Annotated in this window: 19 protein-coding genes and 1 pseudogene; 14 read left to right on the top strand and 6 right to left on the bottom strand. The window is 71.4% G+C overall.

What is annotated here, in order from left to right; translation table 11 throughout:
• Positions 1-39 precede the first annotated feature (39 nt).
• The 3 genes from G6O68_RS09535 to G6O68_RS09525 all read right to left on the bottom strand — a co-directional run bounded on the left by G6O68_RS09535 (position 40) and on the right by G6O68_RS09525 (position 5,190).
• Positions 40-2,307 carry a polymorphic toxin-type HINT domain-containing protein gene (locus G6O68_RS09535; protein ID WP_165246989.1) on the bottom strand — a complete coding sequence of 756 codons (2,268 nt, stop codon included), beginning with the start codon at positions 2,305-2,307 and terminating at the stop codon, positions 40-42.
• Between the two features lie 172 nt (positions 2,308-2,479).
• A complete protein-coding gene (locus G6O68_RS09530; protein WP_165246987.1) occupies positions 2,480-4,708 on the bottom strand; it encodes a xanthine dehydrogenase family protein molybdopterin-binding subunit in 2,229 nt (742 codons plus the stop codon).
• The gene (locus G6O68_RS09525) at positions 4,705-5,190 is read right to left on the bottom strand and encodes a (2Fe-2S)-binding protein (protein ID WP_165246985.1); all 486 of its coding nucleotides are present in this window, start codon (positions 5,188-5,190) and stop codon (positions 4,705-4,707) included. The genes G6O68_RS09530 and G6O68_RS09525 overlap by 4 nt, the downstream gene beginning before the upstream one ends.
• Positions 5,191-5,526: 336 nt before the next feature.
• Here G6O68_RS09525 and G6O68_RS09520 point away from each other — a divergent pair, with 336 nt between their 5' ends.
• From G6O68_RS09520 to G6O68_RS09510, 3 genes are all read left to right on the top strand, one after another.
• A complete protein-coding gene (locus G6O68_RS09520) occupies positions 5,527-6,039 on the top strand; it encodes a hypothetical protein (RefSeq protein WP_165246516.1) in 513 nt (170 codons plus the stop codon).
• A gap of 177 nt (positions 6,040-6,216) precedes the next feature.
• Complete coding sequence (locus G6O68_RS09515; protein WP_165246515.1) at positions 6,217-6,720, top strand: hypothetical protein; 504 nt, start codon at positions 6,217-6,219, stop codon at positions 6,718-6,720.
• Between the two features lie 223 nt (positions 6,721-6,943).
• On the top strand, positions 6,944-7,531 hold the full coding sequence (locus G6O68_RS09510; protein ID WP_165246983.1) for a hypothetical protein: 588 nt from the start codon (positions 6,944-6,946) through the stop codon (positions 7,529-7,531).
• A gap of 60 nt (positions 7,532-7,591) precedes the next feature.
• Here the strand turns inward: G6O68_RS09510 and G6O68_RS09505 are convergent, their stop codons facing one another.
• Positions 7,592-9,010 carry a tetratricopeptide repeat protein gene (locus tag G6O68_RS09505; RefSeq protein ID WP_165246981.1) on the bottom strand — a complete coding sequence of 473 codons (1,419 nt, stop codon included), beginning with the start codon at positions 9,008-9,010 and terminating at the stop codon, positions 7,592-7,594.
• Positions 9,011-9,349: 339 nt separating this feature from the next.
• Between G6O68_RS09505 and G6O68_RS09500 the strand changes: the two genes are divergently transcribed.
• Positions 9,350-9,835 (top strand): VOC family protein, encoded by a 486-nt coding sequence (locus G6O68_RS09500; RefSeq protein ID WP_165246979.1) that lies wholly within the window; start codon positions 9,350-9,352, stop codon positions 9,833-9,835.
• Positions 9,836-9,855: 20 nt separating this feature from the next.
• Here the strand turns inward: G6O68_RS09500 and G6O68_RS09495 are convergent, their stop codons facing one another.
• On the bottom strand, positions 9,856-11,235 hold the full coding sequence (locus G6O68_RS09495) for an RNA polymerase sigma factor (RefSeq protein ID WP_165246977.1): 1,380 nt from the start codon (positions 11,233-11,235) through the stop codon (positions 9,856-9,858).
• Positions 11,236-11,462: 227 nt separating this feature from the next.
• On the opposite strand from G6O68_RS09495, the gene G6O68_RS09490 reads away from it, so the two are divergent.
• From G6O68_RS09490 to pncA, 5 genes and pseudogenes are all read left to right on the top strand, one after another.
• On the top strand, positions 11,463-11,795 hold the full coding sequence (locus tag G6O68_RS09490) for a hypothetical protein (RefSeq protein WP_165246975.1): 333 nt from the start codon (positions 11,463-11,465) through the stop codon (positions 11,793-11,795).
• 258 nt (positions 11,796-12,053) lie between these two features.
• Positions 12,054-12,572: a hypothetical protein gene (locus tag G6O68_RS09485; protein ID WP_165246973.1), complete on the top strand. Its 519-nt coding sequence runs from the start codon at positions 12,054-12,056 to the stop codon at positions 12,570-12,572.
• A gap of 645 nt (positions 12,573-13,217) precedes the next feature.
• Positions 13,218-13,622: a DUF3224 domain-containing protein gene (locus G6O68_RS09480; protein WP_165246971.1), complete on the top strand. Its 405-nt coding sequence runs from the start codon at positions 13,218-13,220 to the stop codon at positions 13,620-13,622.
• A 92-nt stretch (positions 13,623-13,714) separates the two neighbouring features.
• Positions 13,715-14,518 (top strand): annotated as a pseudogene (locus G6O68_RS33540) (serine/threonine-protein kinase); the annotation flags it as partial.
• A 165-nt stretch (positions 14,519-14,683) separates the two neighbouring features.
• A complete protein-coding gene (gene pncA, locus G6O68_RS33535) occupies positions 14,684-15,301 on the top strand; it encodes a bifunctional nicotinamidase/pyrazinamidase (protein ID WP_390625363.1) in 618 nt (205 codons plus the stop codon).
• Between the two features lie 54 nt (positions 15,302-15,355).
• Here the strand turns inward: pncA and G6O68_RS09470 are convergent, their stop codons facing one another.
• Positions 15,356-18,418, bottom strand: a complete 3,063-nt coding sequence (locus G6O68_RS09470; protein WP_165246967.1) for a serine/threonine-protein kinase — start codon at positions 18,416-18,418, stop codon at positions 15,356-15,358.
• Positions 18,419-19,003: 585 nt separating this feature from the next.
• On the opposite strand from G6O68_RS09470, the gene G6O68_RS09465 reads away from it, so the two are divergent.
• From G6O68_RS09465 to G6O68_RS09445, 5 genes are all read left to right on the top strand, one after another.
• On the top strand, positions 19,004-21,550 hold the full coding sequence (locus G6O68_RS09465) for a sodium-translocating pyrophosphatase (protein ID WP_165246965.1): 2,547 nt from the start codon (positions 19,004-19,006) through the stop codon (positions 21,548-21,550).
• Positions 21,551-21,876: 326 nt separating this feature from the next.
• On the top strand, positions 21,877-22,281 hold the full coding sequence (locus G6O68_RS09460) for a GntR family transcriptional regulator (protein WP_165246963.1): 405 nt from the start codon (positions 21,877-21,879) through the stop codon (positions 22,279-22,281).
• A gap of 16 nt (positions 22,282-22,297) precedes the next feature.
• Complete coding sequence (locus G6O68_RS09455) at positions 22,298-23,260, top strand: ABC transporter ATP-binding protein (RefSeq protein ID WP_165246961.1); 963 nt, start codon at positions 22,298-22,300, stop codon at positions 23,258-23,260.
• Positions 23,257-24,711 carry a transposase gene (locus G6O68_RS09450; protein WP_165246959.1) on the top strand — a complete coding sequence of 485 codons (1,455 nt, stop codon included), beginning with the start codon at positions 23,257-23,259 and terminating at the stop codon, positions 24,709-24,711. The genes G6O68_RS09455 and G6O68_RS09450 overlap by 4 nt, the downstream gene beginning before the upstream one ends.
• A gap of 20 nt (positions 24,712-24,731) precedes the next feature.
• Positions 24,732-25,412: a hypothetical protein gene (locus G6O68_RS09445; protein ID WP_165246957.1), complete on the top strand. Its 681-nt coding sequence runs from the start codon at positions 24,732-24,734 to the stop codon at positions 25,410-25,412.
• Positions 25,413-25,419: the final 7 nt, after the last annotated feature.

Here is a 25,419-nt window from a genome sequence, read left to right as displayed (position 1 = left end):
CCTCCGGGATCTGGACGTGTCGCGAAGCGTCGATCGCGGTCAGGGTTTGGCGGTCGCCAGCAGGTCGGCCGTGGCCGGCACGCCGTCGAACGGCGCGGCCACCGGCTCGACGAGGCCGTTGTCGTGCGCGATCACGCCGGCGGCGCCCACGCAGTAGTTGTCGCCGCCGGAGAGCAGCAGGTTGAACACCGGCTGGAGCGCCTGCTTCTCGACCGAGACGACCTCCGCGGTCCCGCCGACGGTCCGCAACCGGTCGCCGGCCTTCAGGTCGCGGGCCATGACCCAGCCCCGGCCGGCCGCCCAGAATCGGTGGATGCCGGTGGCGTGCACGGTCTCCTTGCCGAGGTTGATCGCGTAGACGAGGTCGGGCGGATTGTGGACGGCCTGGAGGACCGGCTTGTAGTCGAGCTTGCCGGTGGCCGTATCCTGCGACAGCACCTGGTCGCCGGGCTGGAGCTGCTCGATCGGCCGGTCGCCCCGCAGCGTGCGGACCGTGGTCCCCGCCGCGAAGCACGAGGACCCGAAGCGGAAGCCGACGACGCTGCTGGTCGGGATCGCGACCGACTGGGCCTGGAAGGCGATCGGCACCTCCTCGACCACCTCGGCCGGCGGGGCGGACTGCCCCTTGAACGGCTGGCCGTAGCCCTGCAGGTCGAGCACCCAGTTCATCCACTTCTTGCGGTCGTCGCCCCGGTCCTCGCCGCTGACCGCCTTGAGGATCGCCACCGCCCGCTCGTTCACCTCGCGGATCGGCGCGTTGTGCGCCTCGAGGCTCGCCACGTCGTTCGCCAGCTGCTCGCGCGCCACGAGGGCCGACATCTGGGCCTCGGCCCTCATCTGCTCCACCGGGAACTGGAGCGATTCCTGAATCACCGGCGCGGCCACTCGAGGGGCCATGAACCCCCCGCTGAAGCTCGCGGTGGCGGCGAGCCCGAGCGCCGACGTCATGACGGCGTTGGACTCCACCATCCGGCCCACGGCCGTCTGGTTCAGCGCGGAAGGCACGCCCGCACGCTCCAGCGTCGCGACCGCCGCCGCGGGATTGTCCGGCGGGCTCCAAAGGCTACCCATCCCGAACGATCTCACCCGAGGAAGCCCCGTGACAGGGTCCGTAAACATGGTGCCGTCGGTCAACGGCAGGTAGCCGATGACGGGCCTCCCGCTCATCATGGCGGCATAGCTTTCGATCGACATATTCGGCCCGATGTACGCCCCGACCGGCCGGTTGAGCACGACGTTGCCGTTCTCGTCCCGCCCCAGCTGGTCGCCGGGGAGCATCGTCGGGTTCTGCAGCGGCCGGTACAGCCGGCGGACGTTGGCTTCCTCGCCCTCCACCAGCAATTCGCCGGTCGAGCCCGGGCCGTCCACCGGCTTCACCTTGTACTTCACCTCGTCGCGGATCGACTCGGCCAGCATCCCCGCGTACTCGCGCGGGTCGCGACGCTGGACCAGGGTCGCCGCGTCCGACCGGATCGCCGCGTGCGGGCTGAACAGCGCCAGCGTCGCCAACGCCAGCGACGAGCCCGAGCCGTCGATGCGGCTGAACGCGTCGACCGCCGCCCGCTGTCGGCTTTCGTTGCCCCCCTTCGCGAACACCTGCCAGAGCGACGGCACGGCGCGCGGGTCCTCGATCGTCGCCAGGGCCGCCTGGGCCTCGGCCCGCTTCTCGCGATTCTTGCCCGCCAGCGCGGTGCGGAGCGTCTCCAGCTTCGGCTTCCAGAATCGGTCGGCCTTCGCCTGCGCCTCGCGCTCGGTCTTCATCGCGGCCTCGACCTGCGGGTTGACCCAGCGGCCCTTGATCTTCTCGAACCCCAGCCGACGCCAGGCCCCCTCGCGGCTCGGGTCGTGCTGGAGCGTCCGGTGCAGGTGGGCGACCATCGGCTGCGTCAGCCCCTTCTCCTCGCACCAGAGGGCCAGCTTGTACTGGTCGTCGGCCCCGTCGGCGGCGCGGGCGCGACGGTCCAGGTACTCGCGCAGCAGGGCCTGCAGCTCGGGCGACTCCTCGACGGCCTTCGACGCCTCGGCCGGCCGCTGCCACTTGCCGTCGCGCTTGACGTAGCCGAGCAGGCCCCGGGCCTTCTCGTGGTCCGGGTCCAGGAGGATCGCGCGGTTCAGGTGGGTGGACTTCTCGGAGGCCATCCCGTGGGCCTCGCACCAGAGGGCCAGCCGCACCTGCGCATCGGCGTCGCGGCCGGCGGCGGCCTTGGCCCCCTCATACGCCGCGAGGTCGGGCTCGGGGGGCCGGGAGGCCTCGTCCTGGGCCGCGACCACGCACAACGCACCACCCAACAGCCATGCGGCGATCATGTTCGGCGCCTCCAGGAATCGGAGGGGGAGCGGCCGGAACCGGCCGAGGCTCCCCGAGCCTTTCATCACTACATGCTATACATGTCCCACCATGGACCCGTCAAGATATCGACCAATTCCTTAAGAGGATTCAACGGTTTTCAAACAAGCGGGGTCGTTCACCCCGCCGGCCTCACGACCCGGCGGCCTCCCGCTTCGGGTCGGGGACCCGGATCGGCATGGTGCGGACGCGGACTCCCGTGGCGGCGAAGACCGCGTTGGCGATCGCCGGGGCCACGGCGATGATCGGCGTCTCCCCGGCGCCGGCCGAGGGGAGGTCGGCGCGGTCGAGGATGTGGACTTCCAGCTTCGTCGGCAGGTCCTCGAAGTGGGGCACGCGGTAGTCGCGGAACGAGCCGTTCGTGACCATCCCGTCCCGGAACTCGATCGCCTCGCTGAGTGCGGGGCCGAGGCCCATGACGAGCGCCCCCTCGACCTGGGTGCGGAGGTTCTCCGGGTTGAGGACCTTGCCGCACTCGTAGGCCTGGCAGACGTGGTCGACGGCGATCGCGCCGTCCTCGGGGTCGATCGTCACGGCGACGCAGGCGGCGACGAAGCCCCCCTTGTCCGTCCCGCAGGCGAGGCCGACCCCCTTGTTCGGCTCCTTGAGCTTCGACCGCTCGTCCCAGCCGAATTTGGCGGCGGCCTCGGCCAGCACGTCGCGGAGCCGGGGCTCCTGGATGAGGGCCAGGCGGAAGGCCAGCGGGTCGCGGCCGGCGAGCGCGGCCAGCTCGTCGACGAAGGACTCGCGGGCGAACGTGTTGGCCGTGCTGGCGAGCGCCCGGTACGAGCCGTGCCGCAGCGGGGCGTCGGACTGGAGGAACCGGCAGTCGGACTTCCCCACGCGGTACGGGGGCTGGATCGAGCCGCCGCCGGAGTTGACGTTCAGGTGGCGCCAGGCGGCGATGCCGCCGTCGTCGTCGAGCGCGGCCTCCATCTCGATCGCGGCGGCGGGGCGGAACTGGGCCCAGGCGAACTCCTCGGCCCGGGTCCAGACGACGCGGACGGGCTGGCCCGCCGCCTTCGCCAGCCTCGCGGCCTCGACGGCGTACTCGCCCGAGTGCTTGCCGCCGAAGCCGCCGCCGAAGTCGAGCACGACCACCCGCGCCCGGTCGTCGGCCAGGCCGAAGGCCCGCGCCAGCTCGCCCCGGACGTTGAACGGAACCTGGGTGCCGACCCAGGCCGTGACCTTGCCGTCCTCCCACTCGGCCACCGCCGCGCGGGGCTCCATCGGGACGTGCTGGATGTACGCCACGTCGTACGACGCCTTCAGCCCCTTCGCCCCCTCCTCGAAGATCGGCCGGTCCGGCAGCCCCCCTTGCGCGTGCTCGCGCAGGTGCCTCGGAAGGTCTTCGCTCGACGGGTGCGGCGGCGCGGTCCACTCGGCGGTCTTCGCAATCGCGTCGAGCGCGGCCTGCGCGCGGGCCGAAGTCGGGGCGGCGACGCCCACGAAGTCGCCGTCGCGCACCGCGACGACGCCGGGCATGGCCTTCGCCGGCGCGAGGTCCACGGCCTTCAGCTCGGCCCGGTAGCGCGGGGCGCGGAGGACCTTGCCGTAGAGCATCCCCGGGCGGACGACGTCGGACGGATACTCATGCGAGCCGGTGACGATGGCTCGGCCCGTCGGCTTGGGGATCGAGGTTCCGAGCGTCTTCCACGCCGAGACCGGCGTGAGCGCCACGTCGGGCGCGACCGCCGCGGCCATGGCGCGGGCGGCCTCGGGGTCGCGGGCCAGGTCGGCGTAGGCGAGCGACTCGTCGGCCTTCTTCGCGGAGCGGGCGCGGCCGTCGTCGACCGTCACGTCGGCCGGCTCGACGCCCCAGCGCCGCGCGGCGGTCGCGGCCAGCAGCTCGCGGGCCGAGGCGCAGCCGAGCCGGATCGCCGGGACTGTGGCCGGGGTGGAGAGGCTGCCGTAGGTGCCGCCGTCGTCCGGGACGGCGCCGGTGTCGCCCATGATGAGATGAACACGATCGAACGGGACGCGCAGCTCCTCGGCGGCGGCCTGGGCCAGCTCGGCGCGGGCGCCCTGGCCGCACTCGACCTTGCCGGTCAGCACGGTGATCGAGCCGTCCTCGCCCAGGTGCAGCCGCGCCGCCATCGTCGCCGCGCCCCGGCCGAAGGCGCCGCCGCGGCCGCCCCCGCGACGCCGAGGGGCCGGCTCCTCCCCCTTCGCCGGGGCCGCGTCGGCCGCGACGGCGATCAAGAGCCCCGCCCCCAGGACCTTCAAGACGCCCCGGCGGCTGGGCTCGAACGCGGCGGTCTCGTCGAAGCGATAGGGGACGAGGTCCACCGGCTCGTCGTAGTCGGCGGGCACCCCCGCGGCCTTCAGGGCCTCGGCCTTCCAGTCGTCTCGGGCCTTCATCGCGCGCCTCCCCCGGTCAGCTCGACCGCCCGCCGCACGGCCTTGACGATCTTCGGGTAGCTGCAGCAACGGCAGAGGTTCCGGTCCATCCCGGCGGCGATCTCGTCGTCGCTGGGCGCCGGGTTGGCCTCCAGGAGCGCGACGGCCGCGACGATCATGCCCGCCGTGCAGAACCCGCACTGGTACGCGTTCTCTTCCAGGAAGGCCCGCTGCACGGGGTGGAGTTCGTCCCCCTTCGCCAGCCCCTCGATCGTGACCACGGAGCGGCCCTCGACCTTCGAGACGGCCGTGCGGCAGGCGTTCATCCGCCGGCCCTCGACCAGCACCGAGCATGCGCCGCACTGGCCCTCGCCGCAGCCGTACTTGGTCCCCGGGAGCCCGAGGTCCTCCCGCAAGACGTCCAGCAGGGTGCGGTCGGGGTCGGTCTCGACCTCGCGCGCCTCGCCGTTCACCGTGAACCGAACCGCCGCCTCCGCGCCCATCGGCCGTCCTCCCCGATCGCGGGATCTCCCGTCTGGCGTCCGCAGGCCCCACTGTCCCCCGACCTCGCCCCCGAGGTCAAGCCGTCGACGCCCGTCCCGGACGCGGGACGCGCTCGTTGCACGCCTGATCAAGCCGGCCGACCGAAGCCGACGCGGATTTTCTCAACCTTTTTTCGATCGCTTAAACCCTTTCGCGACAAGCTGTCGCGGCGATGCGGGCGGTTTCCGCCCTTCGAGCCGTGTAAGCCCCGGGCCGCAAGGCCGTAACAACCCGCACAACCGAACCCCGCGACGAACGGGGGACGCAATAACGCCTGACCACAGGAGAATGAATCCATGCGAATCCACGGTGTCAGCCTGCTCGGGATCGGTGCGGCGGTTTTGCTGGCGGCGGCGGTCGCGGGCCCCGAGGCCCGGGCCCAGAGCGACGCGCAGAACGCCGCGATCATCATGAACGGCGTGGGCAACCTGCTGGGGGGCATCGGCGACGCCGCCCGCGGCATCAACGGCACGCCCGAGAACGTGTTCATCAGGAACGGCTCCTACGTTAACGGCGGCTACCCCGGCTACGCCCCGCCGTTCGTGAACTACCAGCCGCCCCCGTACTACCCCCAGGGCCAGCAGGTGATCTACTACCAGTCCGGCTACCAGGGCTACGCCCAGCCCCAGCCGATGTACCAGCAGCCGCAATACCAGTACGCCCCGCAGCCGGTCTACCAGCAGCCGCAGTACCAGTACGTCCAGCCCCAGCAGGCCCCGGTCTACCAGCAGCCGCAGTACCAGTACGTCCAGCCCCAGCAGGCCCCCGCCTATCAGCCGCAGGCCAACCTGATCGTCTATCCCGGCTGACCCTCCGGGTCGGCGATCGCGGCGGGGCCCGACGCTCCGGGCCCCGCCTGGAACCGCCCTGGATTCCACATCAATGGATTATTCGCGAATCCGCGTGCCACGGCGGCCCTCGATTCGCGTATACTTCCCCATGCCGCGATCGGACGGCCGAGATCGAGCGGGGCCAGGAGACGTGCGATGAACGCGACGCGACGGACCATGCGGATGTTCGGGCGGGTTTTGCTGCTGGCGGCCCTGGGGCTCGCGACGGCCCCGGGGAAGGCCGAGGCGCAGGACGTGCTCGTCCCCACCACCATCGCCCCGTCGGGCTATGGATATTACGGCTACGGCGCTCCCGGCTACGGCTACGGCTACGGCGCGTACGGCGGCTACAGCTATGGCGCGTACGGCAGCTACAGCGGCTTCGGCGGAGCCGGGTTTTACGGCGGCGGCCTCTCGCCCTACGGCGGCGCGGGCTTCTACGGGCCGGGCTCCTATGACGCGAGCGGCGCCGCCCCGACCTTCCAGCCCTATGTCAAGCCGGGGGGGGCGGCGGGCAATTCCTCGTTCGGCGTCCCCCAGCTCAACGCGGGCGTGCCCCAGCTCAACGCGGGCGTGCCCCAGCTCAACGCGGCCCTCCCCCAGCTCAACGCGACCGTTCCCCAACTCAACGCGACCGTTCCCTCGCTCCGGCCCCGGTAACCGGCCGCCATGCCGGCCTTGGGCGTCCCGAACCGGCCCTCCCGGATCGTCACGACGCCCCATCGGGCACCGGCCGCCTCGGCCCCGACGGTCTGCGAAGAGGGCTGGCCTTGGCATCCCGAATGCAAGAACATCCTCCGACGCCCGCAGGACGAAGTCGGCCGCCGAGGCCGACGGTGGGTGCGAATCTCGCGAACTGACCGAGACCGAGGAGGATCGAACTATGAACATCATCCACGCGAAGGCCCTGGGATTCGGGGCGGCCGCTTTGCTGGCTTCGGGAATCGTAGGTGGGGCTTCGGCCCGGGCGCAGGGGGTCGTTCAGCCGAACTCCACGGCGGCCCGGCTCAACGCCGTCTCCAACCTGATCCAGGGTCAGACCACCCGGCCGACCACGGTCGCCCAGCCCGTCCCCTACCAGCAGCCGGGCATGACCTACTACTCGCCGACCACCGGCCAGTGGACGACCCAGCAGCCGACCTACGCCCCCAACGGCTACGTCCAGCAGCCCTACCGCCAGCCGGCCGCCAACGGCTACGTGCCGACGCAATACGTCCAGCCCGCCGCCAACGGCTACGCCCAGCCGATCCAGCCGGGCTACACGACGCCGTACCAGCAGCCGACCTACAGCGGCTACGGCTACACCCAGCCGCAGCAGGCCTACACGCCGTTCCAGCAGCCTTATCCTCAGACGACGACCCAGCGCTACGCCGACGCGGTCCGCTCGGTCGTCCAGCCGCAGCAGTATCAGTACGCCGCCCCCGGCTACCAGCCTCAGCAGGCCGCGCCGAGGTATGTCTTCCCCCGGTGACGGGCGCCCGCCCGCCGAGGTCGAGAAGACGCGAAACCGACGGCCCCGCCTCCCCATCGCTCAGCGTGAAGCCGAGCCGGGGGGCGGGGCCTTCGCGTCGGCGCCGGCGGGGGCGGGGGCGGTTCGGCCCGAGGCCCGCAGCAACGGGCCGAGGTCGGGGTCGGCGAAGGCGTCGGCCGCGCCGTCGCTGCGGCCCGCCGCGTAGGCCTCCAGCATGGGCCCGAGCGCGGCCTCGTCGCCCGCCTTCGCGGCGACGATCATCCTCCAGATCGGACTGAGCGACCAGCGCCGGGAGCGGGGGCCGTCGAGCATCGCGCGAGCCTCGTCCAGGCGGTCGAGCCGGATGAGGCTGCGGAACTTCTTCGCGGTCGCCTCCGAGTCGTAGCGGCGGATCGGGTTCGGCGACCGCAGGTGGGCGTCGAAGAGCGCGACCGCCTCCGCGTATTCGCCTCGCTCCCAGTGCGTCATCGCGTCCCAGTAGACGACCGTGGGGGATTCCGGGAACTTCGGGCGATGCCGCTCGACGAGCCTGGCCAGGTCGTCGATCCGCCCCTTCAGCTGCAGGTTGAGGCCGATCAGGTCGAAGGCGTCCTCGACGGGCGTGCACTCCTCGTAGGCCTGCTCCCAGCGCCCCAGCCGCACCAGGCAGCCCAAACGACGCCTCTGGAAGCGGTCCGAGCCGAGCCCCGGGGCCGGGGCCGGGGCCGTGCCGACGGACGGATCGGCGTCCGAGCGGGCCGCGCGGCTCGCCTCGGCGTAGAGCCGCTGGGCGGACTCGTCGTCGCCCGAGACCTCGGCGACGAGGCCCGCGTAGAACTTCGTCCAGGCGGAGGGGCCGGACCGGGCCTCGCGCGCCGCGACCAGCGCCCGCAGGGGGACGGCGGCCTCCGCGTCGCCCAGGTTGCAGCTCTGCTCCAGCCGCTCGGCGATGGCCCGGAAGGTGTCCTCGGCGTCGCGCGCGTCGGCCGCGACGTAGGCTTCCACCGGGCGGCCGGCCTCGGCCATCTGCCGCGCGAACCGGTCCACCAGACCCCGCCGGGCCGCCTCCGCGCCGCCGAGGTCGGCCAGGGCCTCGCGGTGCAGGCGGACCGCCTCGTCGAACCGCCCCTGACCCAGCCTGGCCTCGATCGTCCAGGCGTTGAGCATCGGGGAGATGGGGAACCGTTCGCGGTAGGCTTCCAGCAGCGGGTCGGCGTGGCCCGGGTCGGACTCGATCACGGCCAGCAGCAGCTCGGTGGCCAGGCCCTCGCCGCCGTCGAGGTCGGCCACCCGTCGCAGCAGCGTCGGCCGCTTCTCGGGCGGACACTCCCGCGCCACGCGACGCACCACCTCCATCTGCTCGATCGGCTGCGCGCGGGCGATCTGGCCGTAGCCGTCGCCCCACCAGTATTCCGGCGCGACGATCCCGAACGCGATCGTCGCGGCGATCAGCCCGACGGCCGGGAGGCCGACCTTGCCGAGGATCCTGGAGGACTCCATGACGACGCTCCCCCCCAACCCGGGCCCGCCGGCGTCGGCCCGCCCCTGGGATCGCCCGCGAACGCGCGCCCGGCCACGACCCGGCCGCCCAGCAGGTGCTCGTCGAGGACCCGGTCCCTCACCTCGACCCTCATCGATTGATACCAGACTCCATCCAGATAAACCACCAAAAGCGGCCCCCCCGCGGAACTTCAGGACTTGCCCCCCCGCCCCGGATTTATACTGTACACCCGTTGACTTCTCGCCGATAAAAGATTCCAATCCCCGCGGACGGGAATCTTTCGGGGCGAGAACGGGCGCCCCGCGTCCCGCCGATCGGCGGCGATTGAGGAGAAGAAGATGAGCGAGCTGATCACCTGCCTGTGGTTCGATCGGGGCGAGGCCCGCAAGGCGGCCGAGTTCTACGCGAGCGTGTTCCCCGACAGCCGCGTCGGCAAGGCCCACGCCTCCGCCACGGACAATCCGTCGGCGAACGAGGGCGAGGAGTTGCTCGTGGAGTTCACCGTCATGGGTCGGGAGTATCTCGGCCTGAACGGCGGCCCGATGTTCAAGCCGAACGAGGCGGTCAGCTTCATCGTCCTGACCGAGGACCAGGAGGAGACCGACCGCTACTGGGACGCGATCGTCGGCAACGGCGGCGAGGAGAGCCATTGCGGCTGGTGCAAGGATCGCTGGGGCTTCTCGTGGCAGATCACCCCGCGCGTGCTGATGGAGGCGACGACCGACCCCGATCGCGCCGCCGCGAAGCGCGCCACGGACGCCATGATGACGATGGGCAAGATCGACATCGCCGCGATCGAGGCCGCGCGCCGGGGCGAAGGCTAGGCCGAAGGGCCGCGGCTCGATCAATGCGGGGCGGCGTCCTCGCGGGCCTCCAGCAGTTCGATCAGCCGATCCAGCCGGGCTTCGATCGACTCCGACCGATACTCGGCCGCGGCGGCCTGGGAGTCGACCCGCAGGAAGCCGTCGTGGACGGCGAACCCCAGCCCCAGGCTGCCGAGGTAGGTCCTCAGGGCCACCCGGGCGGGCCTCCCCCTGGACACGAACTTCGTGACGTACGCGGAGAGGTCCCCGTCCAGGGCGGTCGGCTCGACGTGGACGGGGATCCCCGGATCATCGCCCTTCGCGGTCGCTTCCTTGAGATGCTCGAGGAAGCGATCGAGCGCGACGCCTTCGGGGAAATCGAAGTCGACGGGCGCCTCCAGCGCGGCCCGGATCGCCCGGTTCCTGGCCTCGATCTCCGCCGGCGTCGATCCGGGGGGCCGGATCGGCTCGGGGGGCGACAACGGCGGGAACGGCTCGTCCGCCGCGCCGGCCGCGGCGAACTCCCGCGGCGGGGCGGACGAGGAGCCCGTCCCCGCGCCGGTCCAACGGAACTCCAGCGGCGGGGGCGACCAGAGGCCGACGACGACCTCGGAACCCAGGACGCCCAGCGTCGTCAACAGGGTCGCCAGCGTCAGCCCGGCGACGCACTTCGAGGGGGAGAAAGCCATGGCGAAGATCGCTCCTTTCGCGAACGAGGAGGCCGTCGTCGGGATGGGCGTCGCGGCCTTCCCGATCGCGAGGACGGCGTCGAGCAGCTCCCTGGGAAGCACGGGAATCGCGAGCGTCGAGGGCACGGAGACGTCCCGAGATCGGAGCCGCGCCTCCAGCCGCCGGCGAGCCCGGTGGAGCCGCCCGCGGAGCGTGGACTCCGAGACGCCCAGCGTCCGCGCGGCCTGGTCGTACGACAGGCCCTCCAGCGTGCAGAGGACCAGCGGCAGCCGTTCGCGCTCGGGCAGGCGTTCGATCTCGGCGTCGATCTCCGCCGATCCCCCCGCGTCGGGCCGCCGAGCCGGGATGGAGGCGAGCGTCCCGGCGTCGACCGGGCGGACCCGCGCGGCGTCCCGGGACCTCCGCCGCCTCGCCTTGCGGGCGACGCGCACGGCCACGCCGTGCAGCCAGGGCCCGAGGGAATCCTCCTTCCGGATGGAGCCCGCGCGACGGATCAGGACGAGGAACACGGCCTGGAACGCGTCGTCGGCCTCGCCGGGGCCGGCGACGGCCCGGCAGACGGCGAGGACCATCGGCCCATGCCGCCGGACGAGGACCTGGAAGGCCTCGTCGCCGCCCGGGCGTCGCGAGCGATAGAGTTCCAGCAGCCGGCCGTCGCTCCAATCGCCCAGGACCCCCAGCGTCATCAGCGTCTGCAAGGCCAAGGCCGGTGCGCGGTTCGACGGATTCATGCGGGTTCGCCCTCCCTGTCGTCGGTTCGCTCCACTAGCCTAGTGCCCGTCGAAGGCCGATCCTCACGCTCGCCCGCGTCGATTTCGCGAAGAACCGGCCAGCGCAGCCCGGCGCATCCAGGCCGCGGCGAGCCCCTCGCCGCCTCCGAGCGGGCTTCGGAATCGGGAGCGACGTTGGGCCCCGCCCCGCCCTCCCCCTCCCCTTCGTGGGCGGGTAGAATGCCCCCATGGCTTACGACGTCGTCCTCGAATCCGTGTCGCCGGGCTTCCACGGCCCGGTGGTCGCCGCCTTGCTCACCGTCCGGATCCCGAGCCGGACGAAGTGGACCGAGGTCGCGGGCTTCCGCAGCGCCGCCACGGTCGGCCTGGGCCTGGACCCGGCGAAGGCCGAGCGGCTCGCCACGTCGGCCCCGGTCGTCGTCGCGAAGGGCGTGACCGCCGAGGACGCCGAGCACATCAAGGCCTACCTGGAGGCGGGCCATTTCCCGGAAAAGAAGGAGTGGCCGCGTCCCGATCCGGGCCAGACCTGCTGCGTGGCGAGCGTCCGGGAACCCGGGTAGCGAGACGCTCCTCGCTCGAATCCACCAGCATGCGAGGGAAGCTCCTCGGGTGCCACGGGTTCGGAGAACCCGTGGACCGGCCGGGGATCTCGGCGAAGGCTCGGGAGCCGACCGACGCCGATCCACGGGTTCGGAGAACCCGTGGCACCCAGGCGGGGGGCACGTCCCACTCGGCTCCTCGTCGCACTCGTGCCCTCTGAGCGGACAGCATCGTCAGGGGCCGCCTCGCCGCAGCCCGGCCTCTTTCGAGGGTTACCGATGGGTTGCGATATCCATTGCTGTATTGAGTATGCTTCCTCGCTTCGCCCGGACGAATCGCGGTGGGTTTACACCCCCTTCGCCTGCGAGCTGAACCTAGGCCGCGACTATGACCTGTTCGCCCTGATGGCGGGGGTCCGCGGTGAGGAGGGCCTCGTACCGGTCTGCGAGCCGAAGGGGCTGCCGAAAGACATTTCAACCGCGTTCTTGTTCCACTCGGGCTGCCGGATCGACGATGAACTGGCGGCACATGAGGTGGAGGGCTATTGCAGCCGCGAGGATGCGGAGCAGTGGGTGCAGGAAGGGTACGCGGATTACATCGGAGATCATGCGGTCACCAATCCCGACTGGCACTCCGTCTCATGGTTAGGCGCCACCGAACTTGAAGAGGTCCAGCGTCGCTATCGGCTTCTGCGCGGCGCCGATCACCTTGAACTCGGAGCGGTTATCGCTGCGGTGCAAGCTCTGGAGAAAGGGCAAGGGGGGCGCAGCCGTCTCGTCTTCTGGTTCAACGGATAGCTGAGACGTGGGGCCCTGACCGGCAAGCGATTCGGAACGTGAACGGTTAGGTGACGTCGATCCGGTTGGGCCTCTCGGCCACGACGCTGCGCCCAAGTCCCGTAATGCGCAAACGCCCTTGGGTAGGATACACGAAGGTCCCCGCAAGCTTCATCTGCGATCGCGCGCGGGTGCCACGGGTTCCCCGAACCCGTGGACCGGCCGGGGACTTCGGCCAGGGCTCGGGACCGGCCCGACGCCGAGTCACGGGTTCTGCGAACCCGTGGCACCCGGAGCCGGCCGAGTTCCCGGACGGTGATTCGTGCGCATGTTCCAGGTAGGGCCGTTGCGCACCGATGCGGCGATCGTCGTCAGCCGAGGAGTCCCGTCGAAATGCCACGGTTGCCCCAGGCCCCACGTCGAGCGGCGTCCGCACCATCGAAAGCGCGCCGAACGAACCCAATCTCCGATCGTCTGAACGAACATCAAACACCGTCACCAAAACACCTTGCGTCCGACGGCTTCGTTCTCGGGCCGGCGCGAACGAAGCCAATCGCGAGGGATCGTGATTCGCCCCGGCGAAGATTCACGGGCCTTCCCTTGTTCACCTGGCCCGGTCCGGCTAGGCTTCACGCCGGTAGTCAAACGAACAGGAGGGCCGAAGCGATGGCGACGCGGATCTGCGGGGAGTTCGAGGTGACGATGCCGCCCCAGGAGCCGAGCGAGCTGGCGAGGGAGGCGGGCCTGCACCGGATGTCGCTGGACAAGCGGTATCGCGGCGAGCTGGAGGGGGTAGGCAAGGGCGAGATGCTGGCGGCGCACGGAGCGAGGCCCGACTCGGCCGGGTACGTCGCGCTGGAGCGAGTGACGGGGACGCTGGGGGGGAAGGCGGGGAGCTTCGTAATCCTGCACCAGGGGCTGATGGACCGGGGCACGCCGAGCCTGTCGATCGCCGTCGTGCCCGACTCCGGGACCGACGGGCTGGCGGGCCTGACGGGCCGGATGGGGATCACGGTCGCGGACGGCAAGCATTACTACGACTTCGAATACGACCTGCCCGAGGCCCCCTGACCCGTCGCGGCGCGCGTTGCGGCCCGGCGGCGTCGGGGGTTAGATTGGATGGCTGGAGCGTCCCCGCCCGTCTCGCGCCGTCGAGGTTCCTCATGTCCGACGACCCCTACCTGCAGTCCCCGAACCTCGGCCGCTGCCGGCTGATCGAGCGGATCGGCGAGGGGGGCATGGGGGTCGTCTACCGAGGGTGGCACGAGGACCTGGACCTGCCGGTCGCGGTCAAGTTCCTGAGCCCGGACCGGGTGGCCGACGGCCGGGGCGCGGAGCGTTTCCTGCGCGAGGCCCGGCTCGCGGCGCGGCTGAACCACCCGGGGGTGGTGCGGGTCTTCGACTGCGGCCAGGCCGACGGCCGCTCGTACATCGTCATGGAGTTCGTCGACGGCCAGGGCCTGGACGCCCACATCGCCGAGCGCCGGGCGGTGGGCGTGGACCGCTCGCTGCAGATCGCCGAGGAGGTCGCCCGGGCGCTCGGCGAGGCCTGGAGCCAGGTCGGCGTGATCCACCGCGACGTGAAGCCGGCGAACATCCTGCTGACCTCGGCCGGGCAGGTGAAGCTCGCCGACCTGGGGCTGGCGAAGGTGGCGGTCGTCTCGGACTCCACCGACGCCACGATGGACTTCGCCGGCCGGACCGAGGCCGGCACCTCGCTGGGGACGCCGGCCTATATGCCGCCGGAGCAGTTCCTGGACGCCGCCTCGGTGGACCTCCGGGCCGACGTCTACGCCCTGGGCGCCACCCTCTACCACATGCTCGCCGGCCGCCCCCCGTTCGAGGCCGACAGCCTCTTCGCCCTGCTGCGGGTCATCGAGCGCGAGGACCCGCCCGCCCTGCCCTCGCACGTCCCCCTGGCCGTGGAGCAGCTCGTCGCCAAGATGATGGCGAAGAGGCCGGCCGACCGCCACCAGACCCACGCCGAGCTGATCGACGACCTGCGCGCGGCGCAGCAGTCGGGCGGGCCGCCGTCGTCGTCCTTCGTGCGGCCCGCGTCCTCGTCGCCGGCCTCGCGGGCGTCGATCTCGACCTCCGGGGTCATCCCGGCGGCGAGGACGGCGGGCCGGGCGATCCACTCGGCCTCCCCGCGCGAGAACCGGGTGCTCCTGGTGGTGGACGTGCAGAACGACTTCTGCCCCGGCGGCGCCCTGGCCGTCCCCGGCGGCGACGAGCTGCCGGCGATCATCAGCCGGCTCTCGCGGCGTTTCGCCCACGTCGTGCTGACGCAGGACTGGCACCCGGAGGACCACCTCTCGTTCGCCACGTCCCACCCCGGCGAGAAGCCCTACGCGGCGATCGAGCTGCCGTACGGCCCCCAGATCCTCTGGCCCGACCACTGCGTCCAGGAGACCCCCGGCGCGGAGTTCCACCCGGGGCTGAGGGTGGCGAACTGCGAGTTGGTCATCCGCAAGGGCTACCTCCGCGAGATCGACAGCTACTCCGCCTTCTTCGAGAACGACCGCACCACCCCCACCGGCCTCGCCGGCTACCTCCGCGAGCGCGGGCTCAACCGCCTGTTCCTCGTGGGCCTGGCCACGGATTTCTGCGTCGCCTACTCCGCCCTCGACGCCCGCCGCCTGGGCTTCGAGGTCACCGTCATCGAGTCCGCCTGCCGCGGCATCGACCTGGACGGCTCCCTCGAAGCCGCCTGGGCCCAGATGGACGAGGCCGGCGTGGTCCGGGCGTGAGGGCGAGCCCGCCCTCGCTCGCATCCGCCCGGACGACGCGACGCGACGGCCTCGTCACCGCCCCTCGGGCTCGCCCTGCTCCGCCAGCGCCGCCTTGCACCTGGCGAGTTCGTCGGCGTACTGCTTGAGGTCGGGATGCTCCGGCGGCAGGATCGCGGCCGCCATGGCGACGGCTTCTTCCAGCTCACGGCGAGCAGCCTGGAGTTCCGTCGGGGGCCCGCCCTTCATGCGGGCGACGGCGGAACGCCACAGGGTGCGGGCGAGCTGCGGCGAGCCGTCGGGCGATCGCCCGCGCAGGATGGCCAGGGCCTGATCGAAGCCCTGCCGGGCCTCGACGGCCTTGCCGAGGGCGTTCTGGACGCCGGCGAGGGTGGCCAGGGACGCGGCGAGGCCGGGATGGGTCGGGTCCGGGGCCTTGCGGCCGATCTCCACCGCGCGTCGCGCGAGCGGCTCGGCCTCGGCCTCTCGACCCTGGACGCGGTAGAGCGAGGCGAGGTTGCCGAGCGTGGCGGCCACCTCCGGGTGGTCGGGCCCCTGGGCCTTCTCGCGGATCGCCAGCGAGCGCCGGTAGGCCTCCTCGGCCTCGTCGTACGCCTTCTGGGCCTCGTAGAGGACGCCTAGGCTGTTGAGGTCCCCCGCGACCTCGGGGTGCTCGGGGCCCAGGAGTTTCTCGTCGATCGCCAGGGTGCGCCGGAGCAGCGGCTCGGCCTCGGCGAGGCGGCCTTGCTGCCGGTAGACCCGGGCGAGGTTGACGAGCACGACCCCGACGTCGGCGTGCTCCGGCCCGTGGACCTTCTCGCGGATGGCCAGCGCGCGGGCGAGCATCGGGCCCGCCCGGTCGTACTGGGCCAGGTTCCGGTACAGGTCCCCCAGGTTCAGGAGGCCGACGGCGACGAGCGGGTGGTCCGGGCCCAGGGCCTTCTCGCAGATCGCCAGGGCGCGGACGTAGAGGGGCTCCGCCTGGGCGTATCGCGCCTGGGTGTCGTACATCAGCGCGAGGCTGTTCAGGCTGGCGGCGACGTCCGGGTGGTCCGGGCCCAGGGCCCGCTCGTTGATCGCGAGCGCCCGCTTCATGAGGGGCTCGGCCTCGGCGTACCGCTCCTGGGCGCTGTAGAGGAGGGCCAGGTCGTTCAGGGTGAGGGCCAGGTCGCGGTCGTCCGGGCCGAGGACCTTCTCGCGGATCGCCCGCGCCCGCCGGAAGAGCGGCTCGGCCTCGTCGAAGCGGCCCTGGTTGTAATAAAGCGCGGCCAGGGCGCTGAGGACGGCGGCGGTGTTCCGATGCTCGGGGCCCCGGGTCTTCTCGAAAATCGCCACGGCGCGCTCCAGGAGCGGCTCGGCCTGCTCGTACCGGCCCTGGGCGGAGTGGAGGGCGGCGAGGCTGTTCAGGACGTCGGCGACGTCGGGGTGGTCGCGTTGGAAGAGCGCCTCGCGGGTCGCGAGGGACTGCTCCAAGAGGGGCGCGGCCTGGGCGTACTTGCCCTCGTTCTTGAGGATCAGGCCGATGGTGTTCTTGAGCGCCGCCTCGGTCTCGGGGTCGTCCGCGAACGCTCCCGACTCGATCTCGGCGATGGCCCGGGTCATCGCCTGGGCGATGGTGGCGTCCTGCCGGCCCTCCTGCAGGGGGTCGACGGACGCGAGGGCCTTGGTGACGAAGCTCGTGACGGCCTCGGCCCGGGCGCGCGCCTTGATCTCGGCGGCGGCCCGGGCGTCGGCGAGGTCGCGCAGCTCCACGGCCTCGGCGCGCTGGCGGGCCTCGCTCAGGCCGAACCGGACCGACACGCCCGCGGCGAGCACGAGCGCCGCCGCCACCGCGGCGGCCGCCGTCGCCGTCGCCCGGTTGCGCCGGATGAACTTCCTCAGGCGATACCCGGCGCTCGGCGGCCGCGCCTCCACCGCCTCGTCCGCCAGGTAGCGTTGGATGTCCCGGGCGAGGGCGTTGGCGGTCGCGTACCGTCGGTCGCGCTGCTTCTCCAGGCACTTCATCACCACCCAGTCCAGCTCGCCCCGCAGCAACGCCATCAGCTTCCTCGGCTCCACCTGCCGCAGCGCGGCCAGCGACGGCAGCGAGGCCTCGCCGGACAGCCGGGTCGAGGGCTTCGACGGCTCCTCCTCCCGGACGATCCGGATCATCTCGGTGAGGGCCGCCCGCCTCAATCGCGCGGCGTCGATCGGCCGCAGCCCGGTCAGCAGCTCGTAGAGGATCACGCCGAGCGAATAGACGTCCGCCCGCGTGTCGACGTCCTCGCCGAGCTGGCCCGCCTGCTCCGGCGACATGTATTCCAGCGTGCCGACGATCGCGCCGAACTGGGTGGGCGGCGCCTCGTCGGCGAGCTTGCCGGCGATCGCCTTGGCCACGCCGAAGTCGATGATCTTCGGGACGGGCCTCGCGTCGACGAGCGTCACCAGGATGTTGGCCGGCTTGAGGTCGCGATGGACGACGCCCTTCTGATGCGCGTGCTGCACCGCCTGGCAGATGGGGACGAACAGCTCCAGCCGCTCGCGGGGCGTGAGCCTCCCCTCGTCGCAGAACCTGCCGAGCGGCAGGCCGTCGACCAGCTCCATGACGAAGAACGGCCGGCCCGTCGGCGTCATCCCCGCATCGAAGACGCGCGCGATGTTCGGGTGGTCCATCAGCGCCAGCGCGTGCCGTTCCTGCTCGAATCGGGCGAGGACGGCCCTCGAGTCCATGCCGGCCTTGATGAGCTTGAGGGCCACCATGCGCCGGACCGGCTCGCTCTGCCGGGCCAGGTAGACGGTGCCCATGCCGCCCTCGCCGATGGCCTCGACGAGCGTATACTTGCCGTCGATGAGGGGGGCGGGATCGCTCCCCGGGCCCGACGACTCGCGTGTCGGCCCCCCCTCGGGCTCGCGAGTTCGGGTGGCGGCCTCCTCGCCCGCGGTCGTGGCGTCGGGGTCGGCCGCATCGACCGCCTCGGTGGCCGACCCCCCTTCGAGGACGTCGCCCCCGCCCGCCCGAGCGGCGAGGAGCCGCTCGACCTGCTCCCGAAGATCCGGCCGATCGCCGCAGGCGTCGTCGAGGTAGGCGTCCCGCCCGGCGCGGGTGGCGATCCGGAGGGCCGTGAGGACGATCTCTTCGACCCGGGACATCTCGGTCATCGTGGCGCTCCCCATCGAGCCCGTTCCCCGCGGCCCGCGACGGGGCGGCGCCCCGATCGCGAGATCCGACGATTGTCACCCGCCCCGAGGCGAGCGGCCATGAGTGGCCGAGCTTCCGCCGAGATTCGGCTTCGCCCCCCCCTTTGCACCGGGGAGTCGCGACCCGCCCCAGGACCCCCGCGGCCGGGAGTCCTCCGCTCGCATCCTCGACGTCCCGGGCCGCCCCGCCGCTCGCGCGAGCGGGACTCGGACCGAGGCCGATCGAGGCGGGCGTGAGGTGTCCTGGTCGAAGCCGCCGGATCGCTCCTCGGCCTGCGCGATGCCGTGGCGCCATGGCGGCGAGGGGGCGGTTCCCGGATTCTTTATGGCCGTTCAGGAGGGTCGGTTCTTGTGATGGCGGCCGGGGGGGGCGTAACCTCCTAGGTGGGACGACCCGAGCCTTTGAACAGACTCGCGGCCCGCGCCGGATTGCTTGCATGCGGGCGCCGTCGACATAATCGGACCTTCCACCGCCGGCGGGATGAACCCGACTCTCCGTCAATCGGGCGTCGCCGGCTTTCCCAATTCGGACGTCGGAACAGCATCATGGCGAACACACGACGATGGATCGCCCGGGGGGCCGTGCTGGCCGCCCTGGGGCTGGCGGCGGCGCTGCCGAGTTCGGCCGTCGCGAGCGAGGCGGACCTGGTCCTGCCCGACCTGGCCTCCCGCAGCTACCTGGGCGGGTCCGTCAACGGCCGGACGCTGCTGCTCTGGGGCCTGGGCGTGTGCGCGGCGGGCCTGGCGTTCGGCCTGGCCTTCTACCGGCAGCTGGAGAGGCTCCCCGTCCATCGCACGATGCGCGAGGTCAGCGAGCTGATCTACGCGACGTGCAAGACGTACCTTCTCCACCAGGCCAAGTTCATCATGATCCTCTGGGCGTTCATCGCGGCGGTGATCGTCGCCTATTTCGGCTTCCTGTCCGACGGCGGCCACGACGCCGCCGCGGCGGCCGAGGGCCTGCGCGAGTTCCCGCGCGTGGTGAAGGTGCCGGTGATCCTGGCGTTCAGCCTGGTGGGGATCGCCGGCAGCTACCTCGTCGCCTGGTTCGGGATCCGGATCAACACCTTCGCCAACAGCCGGACGAGCATGGCGAGCCTGCGGGGCAAGCCGTTCCTCTGCTACTCGATCCCGCTGAAGGCGGGGATGTCGATCGGCATGGTGCTGATCAGCGTGGAGCTGCTGATCATGCTCTGCATCCTGCTGTTCGTGCCGAGGGAGCTGGCCGGGCCGTGCTTCATCGGCTTCGCCATCGGCGAGTCGCTGAGCGCCGCGGCGTTGCGGGTGGCCGGGGGCATCTTCACCAAGATCGCCGACATCGGCTCCGACCTGATGAAGATCGTCTTCAAGGTCAAGGAGGACGACGCCCGCAACCCCGGCGTCATCGCCGACTGCACGGGCGACAACGCCGGCGACTCGGTGGGCCCCACGGCCGACGGCTTCGAGACCTACGGCGTCACGGGCGTGGCCCTGATCACGTTCATCCTCCTGGCCGTCTCCCGGCCCGAGGTCCAGGTGGACCTGCTGGTCTGGATCTTCGCCATGCGGATCCTGATGGTGGCGGTCAGCGGCGTCTCGTACTTCGTCAACGAGGCCATCGCCAAGTCCCGCTTCCACCACGTCCGCCACTTCGACTTCGAGGTCCCGCTCACCGGGCTGGTCTGGGTCGCCAGCATCCTGTCGATCCTGGCGACCTACGCGGCCAGCTACGCGTTGATCCCGAACGTGGGCGGCGACCCGAACCTCTGGTGGGCGCTCGCCAGCATCATCAGCTGCGGCACCCTGGCCGGCGCGGTGATCCCCGAGGTCACCAAGGTCTTCACCTCGACCGGGTCCTTGCACGTCAAGGAGGTGGTGACGGCCAGCCGCGAGGGGGGGGCGTCGCTGAACGTCCTCTCGGGGCTCACGGCCGGCAACTTCTCGGCCTTCTGGGTCGGCGGCGTGGTGATCACCGGGCTGATGGCGGTCGCCTACGGCGTGAGCCTGCTCTTCCCGGCCGACCTGATGCTGGCGCCGGCGGTCTTCGCCTTCGGCCTGGTCGCGTTCGGGTTCCTCGGCATGGGCCCGGTCACCATCGCCGTGGACAGCTACGGCCCGGTGACCGACAACGCCCAGAGCGTGTATGAACTGTCGCTGATCGAGCAGGAGCCCGACATCGCCGAGGAGATCCGCCGCGACTACCACTTCGAGCCCGACTTCGAACACGCCAAGCTCCTTCTTGAAGAGAACGACGGCGCGGGCAACACGTTCAAGGCCACCGCCAAGCCGGTGCTGATCGGCACGGCCGTGGTGGGGGCGACCACGATGATCTTCTCGATCGTCGTGCAGCTCGCCGGCGGCGTCGACCCGGCCACCGGCCTGCTCATGCTGCGGCCGGACCAGGTGGTCAAGCTGTCGATCCTGCACCCGCCGTTCTTCCTGGGGATGATCTTCGGCATGGCGGTGATCTACTGGTTCACCGGCGCGAGCACCCAGGCGGTCATCACCGGCGCCTACCGGGCCGTGGCGTTCATCAAGCGGCACATGAAGCTCGACGGCTCCGCCAAGGCGAGCGTCGAGGACTCCAAGCGGGTCGTCGCCATCTGCACGCGATACGCCCAGCTCGGCATGTTCAACATCTTCCTCACGATCTTCTTCGTCACGCTGGCGGCGGCGTTCGTCGAGCCCTTCTTCTTCGTCGGATTCCTGATCGGCCTGGCGCTCAGCGGGCTCTTCCAGGCGATCTACATGGCCAACGCCGGCGGCGCCTGGGACAACGCCAAGAAGATCGTCGAGACCGACCTCCGCGAGAAGGGGACCGAGCTGCACGCCGCGGTCGTCGTCGGCGACACGGTGGGAGACCCGTTCAAGGACACCAGCAGCGTGGCCATGAATCCGATCATCAAGTTCGCCACCCTGTTCGGCCTCCTGGCCGTCGAGCTGGCCCGCGGCGTCCCGACCGCGCCCCGCCTGGTCCTGGCCGCCCTGTTCGCCGCCGCCGCCCTGACGTTCATCCACCGCAGCTTCTTCGGCATGCGGATCGACGTCGAGGAGAACGGCCGCCCCTCGGGCGACGAGGCCCCCACCCTGGTCGCCGCCGACACGCTCGGCTGAGCGGCGAACCAAGCCCTTCCCCCCTCGCGGGGGAAGGTGGCCTGAAAGGCCGGATGAGGGGGAAGACGAGCACGAGGGCCACTCGGAGAAACAATCGGGTCCGAACACCCCCGCTTCCCCGCGCACTCCGCCTTGATGGTCCCCCTCATCCGGCCCTGACGGGCCACCTTCCCCCACCAGGGGGGAAGGGAATACGCGCGAATCCCAACGACGCCCCCTCGCGACGCCGCGAGGGGGCGCCTTCGCGCGCCGACATCCCGGAACAAGCTTGACGCCGCACCCCAACTGTACTACAACACCTAATACAGTTAACGAAAGGGGGCGGCATGCAGTACGAGATCAGCGGCGCGAGCCGCCTGCCGATCTATCGGCAACTCGTCGAGCAGGTGCGCGAGGGGATCGCCCGGGGGGACCTGAAGCCCCAGGACCAGCTCCCCTCGGTGCGGCAGATGTCGCGCGACCTGGTGGTCAATCCGAACACCGTGGCCCGCGCGTACACCGAGCTGGAGCGGGAGGGCCTGGTCGCCAACCGGCCGGGGCGCGGCGTGTTCGTCGCCGAGCCCCGGGCCGACCTGACGAAGGACGCGCGCCGGAAGCGGCTGATCGAGACGATCGATCGGCTGCTGACGGAGGCGGTCAACCTGGGCTTCTCGGAAGAAGAGGTCGCGCGGCTCGTGGCGGCGCGATCCCGGCAATTCCACTGGAACACGCCGAATTCGGCCCCGAAATGAGCGGAGGGACCCGGCCATGACGCTTGCGATCGCGACCGATCGCCTCACGAAGGACTACGGCGCCCGGCGCGTCGTCGACGGCCTGAACCTGCGCGTCCCCACCGGGTGCGTTTATGGGTTCCTGGGCCGCAACGGCGCCGGCAAGTCGACCACGATCAAGATGCTCCTGGGGATGGTGCGGCCCACCTTCGGGCGGGTGGAGCTGCTGGGTCACGACCTGGCCGCCCTCCCCCCCTCGGTCCGCGAGCGGATCGCCTACCTGGCGGAGGGCCAGCCGCTCTACGGCTGGATGACCGTCGCCGAGGCCTCGCGATTCGCCCGCGCCTTCCACCCGGGGCGCTGGGACGGGCGGAAGCTCGACCAGATCCTCGACCACTTCGAGATCCCCGGGCGGGCGAAGGTCCGCCGGCTCTCGAACGGCCAGCGCGCCAACGTGGCGCTGGCCCTGGCGATCGCGCCGGACCCCGACCTGCTGATCCTCGACGACCCGACGCTCGGGCTCGACACGGTCGCCCGCCACGACTTCCTGCTGTCGCTGATCCATCTGGTCCAGCGCGAGGGGCGGACAATCCTCTTCAGCTCGCACATCCTCGCCGACGTCGAGCGCGTGGCGGACCGCATCGGCGTCCTCGTCGACGGCGTGCTCCGCGTCGACTGCCCGACCGACCGCTTCAAGGAGGCCGTCAGCCGGGTCGTCCTGGAGTTCCCCGGCAAGCCGCCGGCCTTCCCCGGCTGCGCGGGGCTGGTCCAGGCGTGGGAGGTCGGCCGCCGGCTGGAGCTGGTGGTCGTGGACTTCGGCGACGACCAGCGCCGGGTGGTGGAGTCGCTCGCGCCGCTCTCGTGGGACGCGGCGTCGATGAGCCTGGAAGACGCGTTCGTCGCCTACACCCGAGGGCCCCGGCGGTCGCTCCCCGTCTTCGACGACGGCCCGCCCGAGGCCCCCTCAACCGCAACTTCCGCCGATCGGGGGGCCGCATGATCATGAATCGGCACAAGACTTCGCTGCCGGGACGCCTGCTCGCGGCCCTCATCCTCGCGATCGGCTTCGGCACCGCCTGGTTCGCCTTCGCGATGTGGCTGGGTTCCGCGGTCCTCTCCGCGACGCGGGACGAGGCCGCGACCCGCATCAACCAGTTCGTGGTGACGACCGACGGCACGCCCTTGATCATGAGCATGGTGGGCGACGGCCGATCGCGGCCGACCTTCCGCGACCTTGACGGCGTGGCCCGTCAAGACGGCGACGAGTCGAGAATGGTCTCCAATGCTCAACTTCCAGGCCTGGCCGACGATTCCCGGGGGATTTCCTCGCCTTCGGACTGGCGGACTCGCCTCGTGACGCTCCGGACCGGGGGCGATCCGGCCGAGGCCTGGTATTTCGTGCACGACGGCCAATCACGGGGCTCCGGGTACTTCGTCGGATATGAGCGGCTCGGCAACCGTCTCCTCGGCTCGATCGACAGCTCCGGCTTCCGTGAGGGGCCCGTCCCTCCCGAGGATCGCATCCCATTCCGTGTCGATCGGTCGTTCGGGCCCTGGTCCTTGACGGAGCACTTGATCGTCCGGGGCGAGCCCGGCGACCTAAGGTCGAACCTGATGCTCCACGTGCCGTCCGGAAACCTCATCCGGCTCGTCGACTTTTCCGCGAGGACGATCGCCACGGTGTTCGAGGCGCCGGAGCCGATCGTCTCGGTGAGCACGACCATCCTGAGGTCGGACGTCGAGATCCCGCTCCGGAAGCGACGGATCCTCCTCGTCAGGACCGAGAGGGCGATTTACAAGCTGGATTATGAGTACAAGTTGTTGGACACGGTCGCCCTCCCGGACGGGATCGACCGCGGTGACCTGATCTCCTGGTACGAGTCCGACTCGGGCAAGGCGGTGGTCACGGCCCGGCCCGTCGCCACGTACCGACGCTTCCCCGACGGCGTCGTCAGGTTGAAGCTCTACCGATTCGGCCCCGGCGGGGCGGTCCAGGGCCCGACCGAGGTCGCCTTCGCGAGTTCGGCGGGGATCCCGAAGCCGTGGGAAGACAGCTTCCAACTGGGCCTGAGCTTGCCCTCCCCCGCGCCCCAGGTCGCGAGCGCCCTGATCTTCCTGGCGATGAGCGACGGTTCGGAGTTCGTGCCGATGCGGGATCGCGTGTTGCCGGCCCTCGCGGCGGCGACGGCCCTGGCGGCCGCGCTGGCCGCGGCGACCTGGCGGCGAGGCCGCGTGTATGGGCTCACGGGCCGCGAGCGGGCCGCGTGGACGGCCTTCGTCTTCCTCCTCGGCCTGCCGGGCTTCGCGGGCTTCCTGCTCCATCGCCGCTGGCCGGCCCCGTCGCCCTGCCCTCATTGCCATTCGCGGACGGTCCGCGACCGCGAAGCGTGCGCGGAATGCGGGGCCCCCTTCCCGGCCCCGGCGCTCCGAGGAACCGAGATCTTCGCCTGACCCCCCCATCGGAGATGACCATGGTCCCGACCCTCGTCCGCAAGGAACTCCGCGAGACCCTGGCGTTCGTCGCGCCCGCCCTCGCGCTCTATCTCGTTTATGTGGGCCACCTCACGGGCATGGCGCGTCCCCTGGCCAGGGCCCTGGCCGGCCTCCTCCCCGGCTTGAGCGGGATGCCCCCCGACTTGCCGTTCATCCAGGGCGACTTCAACTCAACTCTCCTCTACATCGGCGCCGCGCTGGGGATCGCCCTGGGGTTCCGGCAGTCGGCCTGGGAGCCGAGCCAGCGGACGGCCTTGTACCTGCTGCACCTGCCGCTGCCGCGCCGGACGATCGTCCTGACGAAGCTGCTGACGGGCGTCGGCCTGCTGCTGGCGTGCACGCTGACGCCGATCGGGCTGTACGGACTCTGGGCCGCGACGCCCCGGACGCACCCCGGCCCGTTCGAATGGTCGATGACCGGCGATGCGCTCCGCGTGTGGGCCGTGCTGCCGCTCGTCTACCTCGGGGCCTTCGCCAGCGGCCTCCGCCCGGCGCGCTGGTTCGGCTCGCGGCTGCTGCCGCTGGCGGCGGTCGCGCTGCCCGCCACGGCCGCCGCCGTCGTGCCCTGGTGGTGGTCGGTCGGCCTGCCGATCCTGGCGCTCGCGACGGCGGCGCTGACGGTCTTCATCCTCCGCGAGGCCGAGACGCGGGATTATTGAGGCTGGG

Origin of the sequence: Paludisphaera soli (assembly GCF_011064595.1) — a bacterium.
Taxonomy (GTDB): domain Bacteria; phylum Planctomycetota; class Planctomycetia; order Isosphaerales; family Isosphaeraceae; genus Paludisphaera; species Paludisphaera soli.
This window is presented reverse-complemented; position numbering and strand designations above follow the sequence as displayed.

Bases quoted from the DNA above. Each gene is read 5' to 3' on its own strand.
- G6O68_RS09535 (WP_165246989.1), bottom strand. From the start codon at position 2,307: ATGATCGCCGCATGGCTGTTGGGTGGTGCGTTGTGCGTGGTCGCGGCC.
- G6O68_RS09530 (WP_165246987.1), bottom strand. From the start codon at position 4,708: ATGAAGGCCCGAGACGACTGGAAGGCCGAGGCCCTGAAGGCCGCGGGG.
- G6O68_RS09525 (WP_165246985.1), bottom strand. From the start codon at position 5,190: ATGGGCGCGGAGGCGGCGGTTCGGTTCACGGTGAACGGCGAGGCGCGC.
- G6O68_RS09520 (WP_165246516.1), top strand. From the start codon at position 5,527: ATGCGAATCCACGGTGTCAGCCTGCTCGGGATCGGTGCGGCGGTTTTG.
- G6O68_RS09515 (WP_165246515.1), top strand. From the start codon at position 6,217: ATGAACGCGACGCGACGGACCATGCGGATGTTCGGGCGGGTTTTGCTG.
- G6O68_RS09510 (WP_165246983.1), top strand. From the start codon at position 6,944: ATGAACATCATCCACGCGAAGGCCCTGGGATTCGGGGCGGCCGCTTTG.
- G6O68_RS09505 (WP_165246981.1), bottom strand. From the start codon at position 9,010: ATGGAGTCCTCCAGGATCCTCGGCAAGGTCGGCCTCCCGGCCGTCGGG.
- G6O68_RS09500 (WP_165246979.1), top strand. From the start codon at position 9,350: ATGAGCGAGCTGATCACCTGCCTGTGGTTCGATCGGGGCGAGGCCCGC.
- G6O68_RS09495 (WP_165246977.1), bottom strand. From the start codon at position 11,235: ATGAATCCGTCGAACCGCGCACCGGCCTTGGCCTTGCAGACGCTGATG.
- G6O68_RS09490 (WP_165246975.1), top strand. From the start codon at position 11,463: ATGGCTTACGACGTCGTCCTCGAATCCGTGTCGCCGGGCTTCCACGGC.
- G6O68_RS09485 (WP_165246973.1), top strand. From the start codon at position 12,054: ATGGGTTGCGATATCCATTGCTGTATTGAGTATGCTTCCTCGCTTCGC.
- G6O68_RS09480 (WP_165246971.1), top strand. From the start codon at position 13,218: ATGGCGACGCGGATCTGCGGGGAGTTCGAGGTGACGATGCCGCCCCAG.
- G6O68_RS09470 (WP_165246967.1), bottom strand. From the start codon at position 18,418: ATGACCGAGATGTCCCGGGTCGAAGAGATCGTCCTCACGGCCCTCCGG.
- G6O68_RS09465 (WP_165246965.1), top strand. From the start codon at position 19,004: ATGGCGAACACACGACGATGGATCGCCCGGGGGGCCGTGCTGGCCGCC.
- G6O68_RS09460 (WP_165246963.1), top strand. From the start codon at position 21,877: ATGCAGTACGAGATCAGCGGCGCGAGCCGCCTGCCGATCTATCGGCAA.
- G6O68_RS09455 (WP_165246961.1), top strand. From the start codon at position 22,298: ATGACGCTTGCGATCGCGACCGATCGCCTCACGAAGGACTACGGCGCC.
- G6O68_RS09450 (WP_165246959.1), top strand. From the start codon at position 23,257: ATGATCATGAATCGGCACAAGACTTCGCTGCCGGGACGCCTGCTCGCG.
- G6O68_RS09445 (WP_165246957.1), top strand. From the start codon at position 24,732: ATGGTCCCGACCCTCGTCCGCAAGGAACTCCGCGAGACCCTGGCGTTC.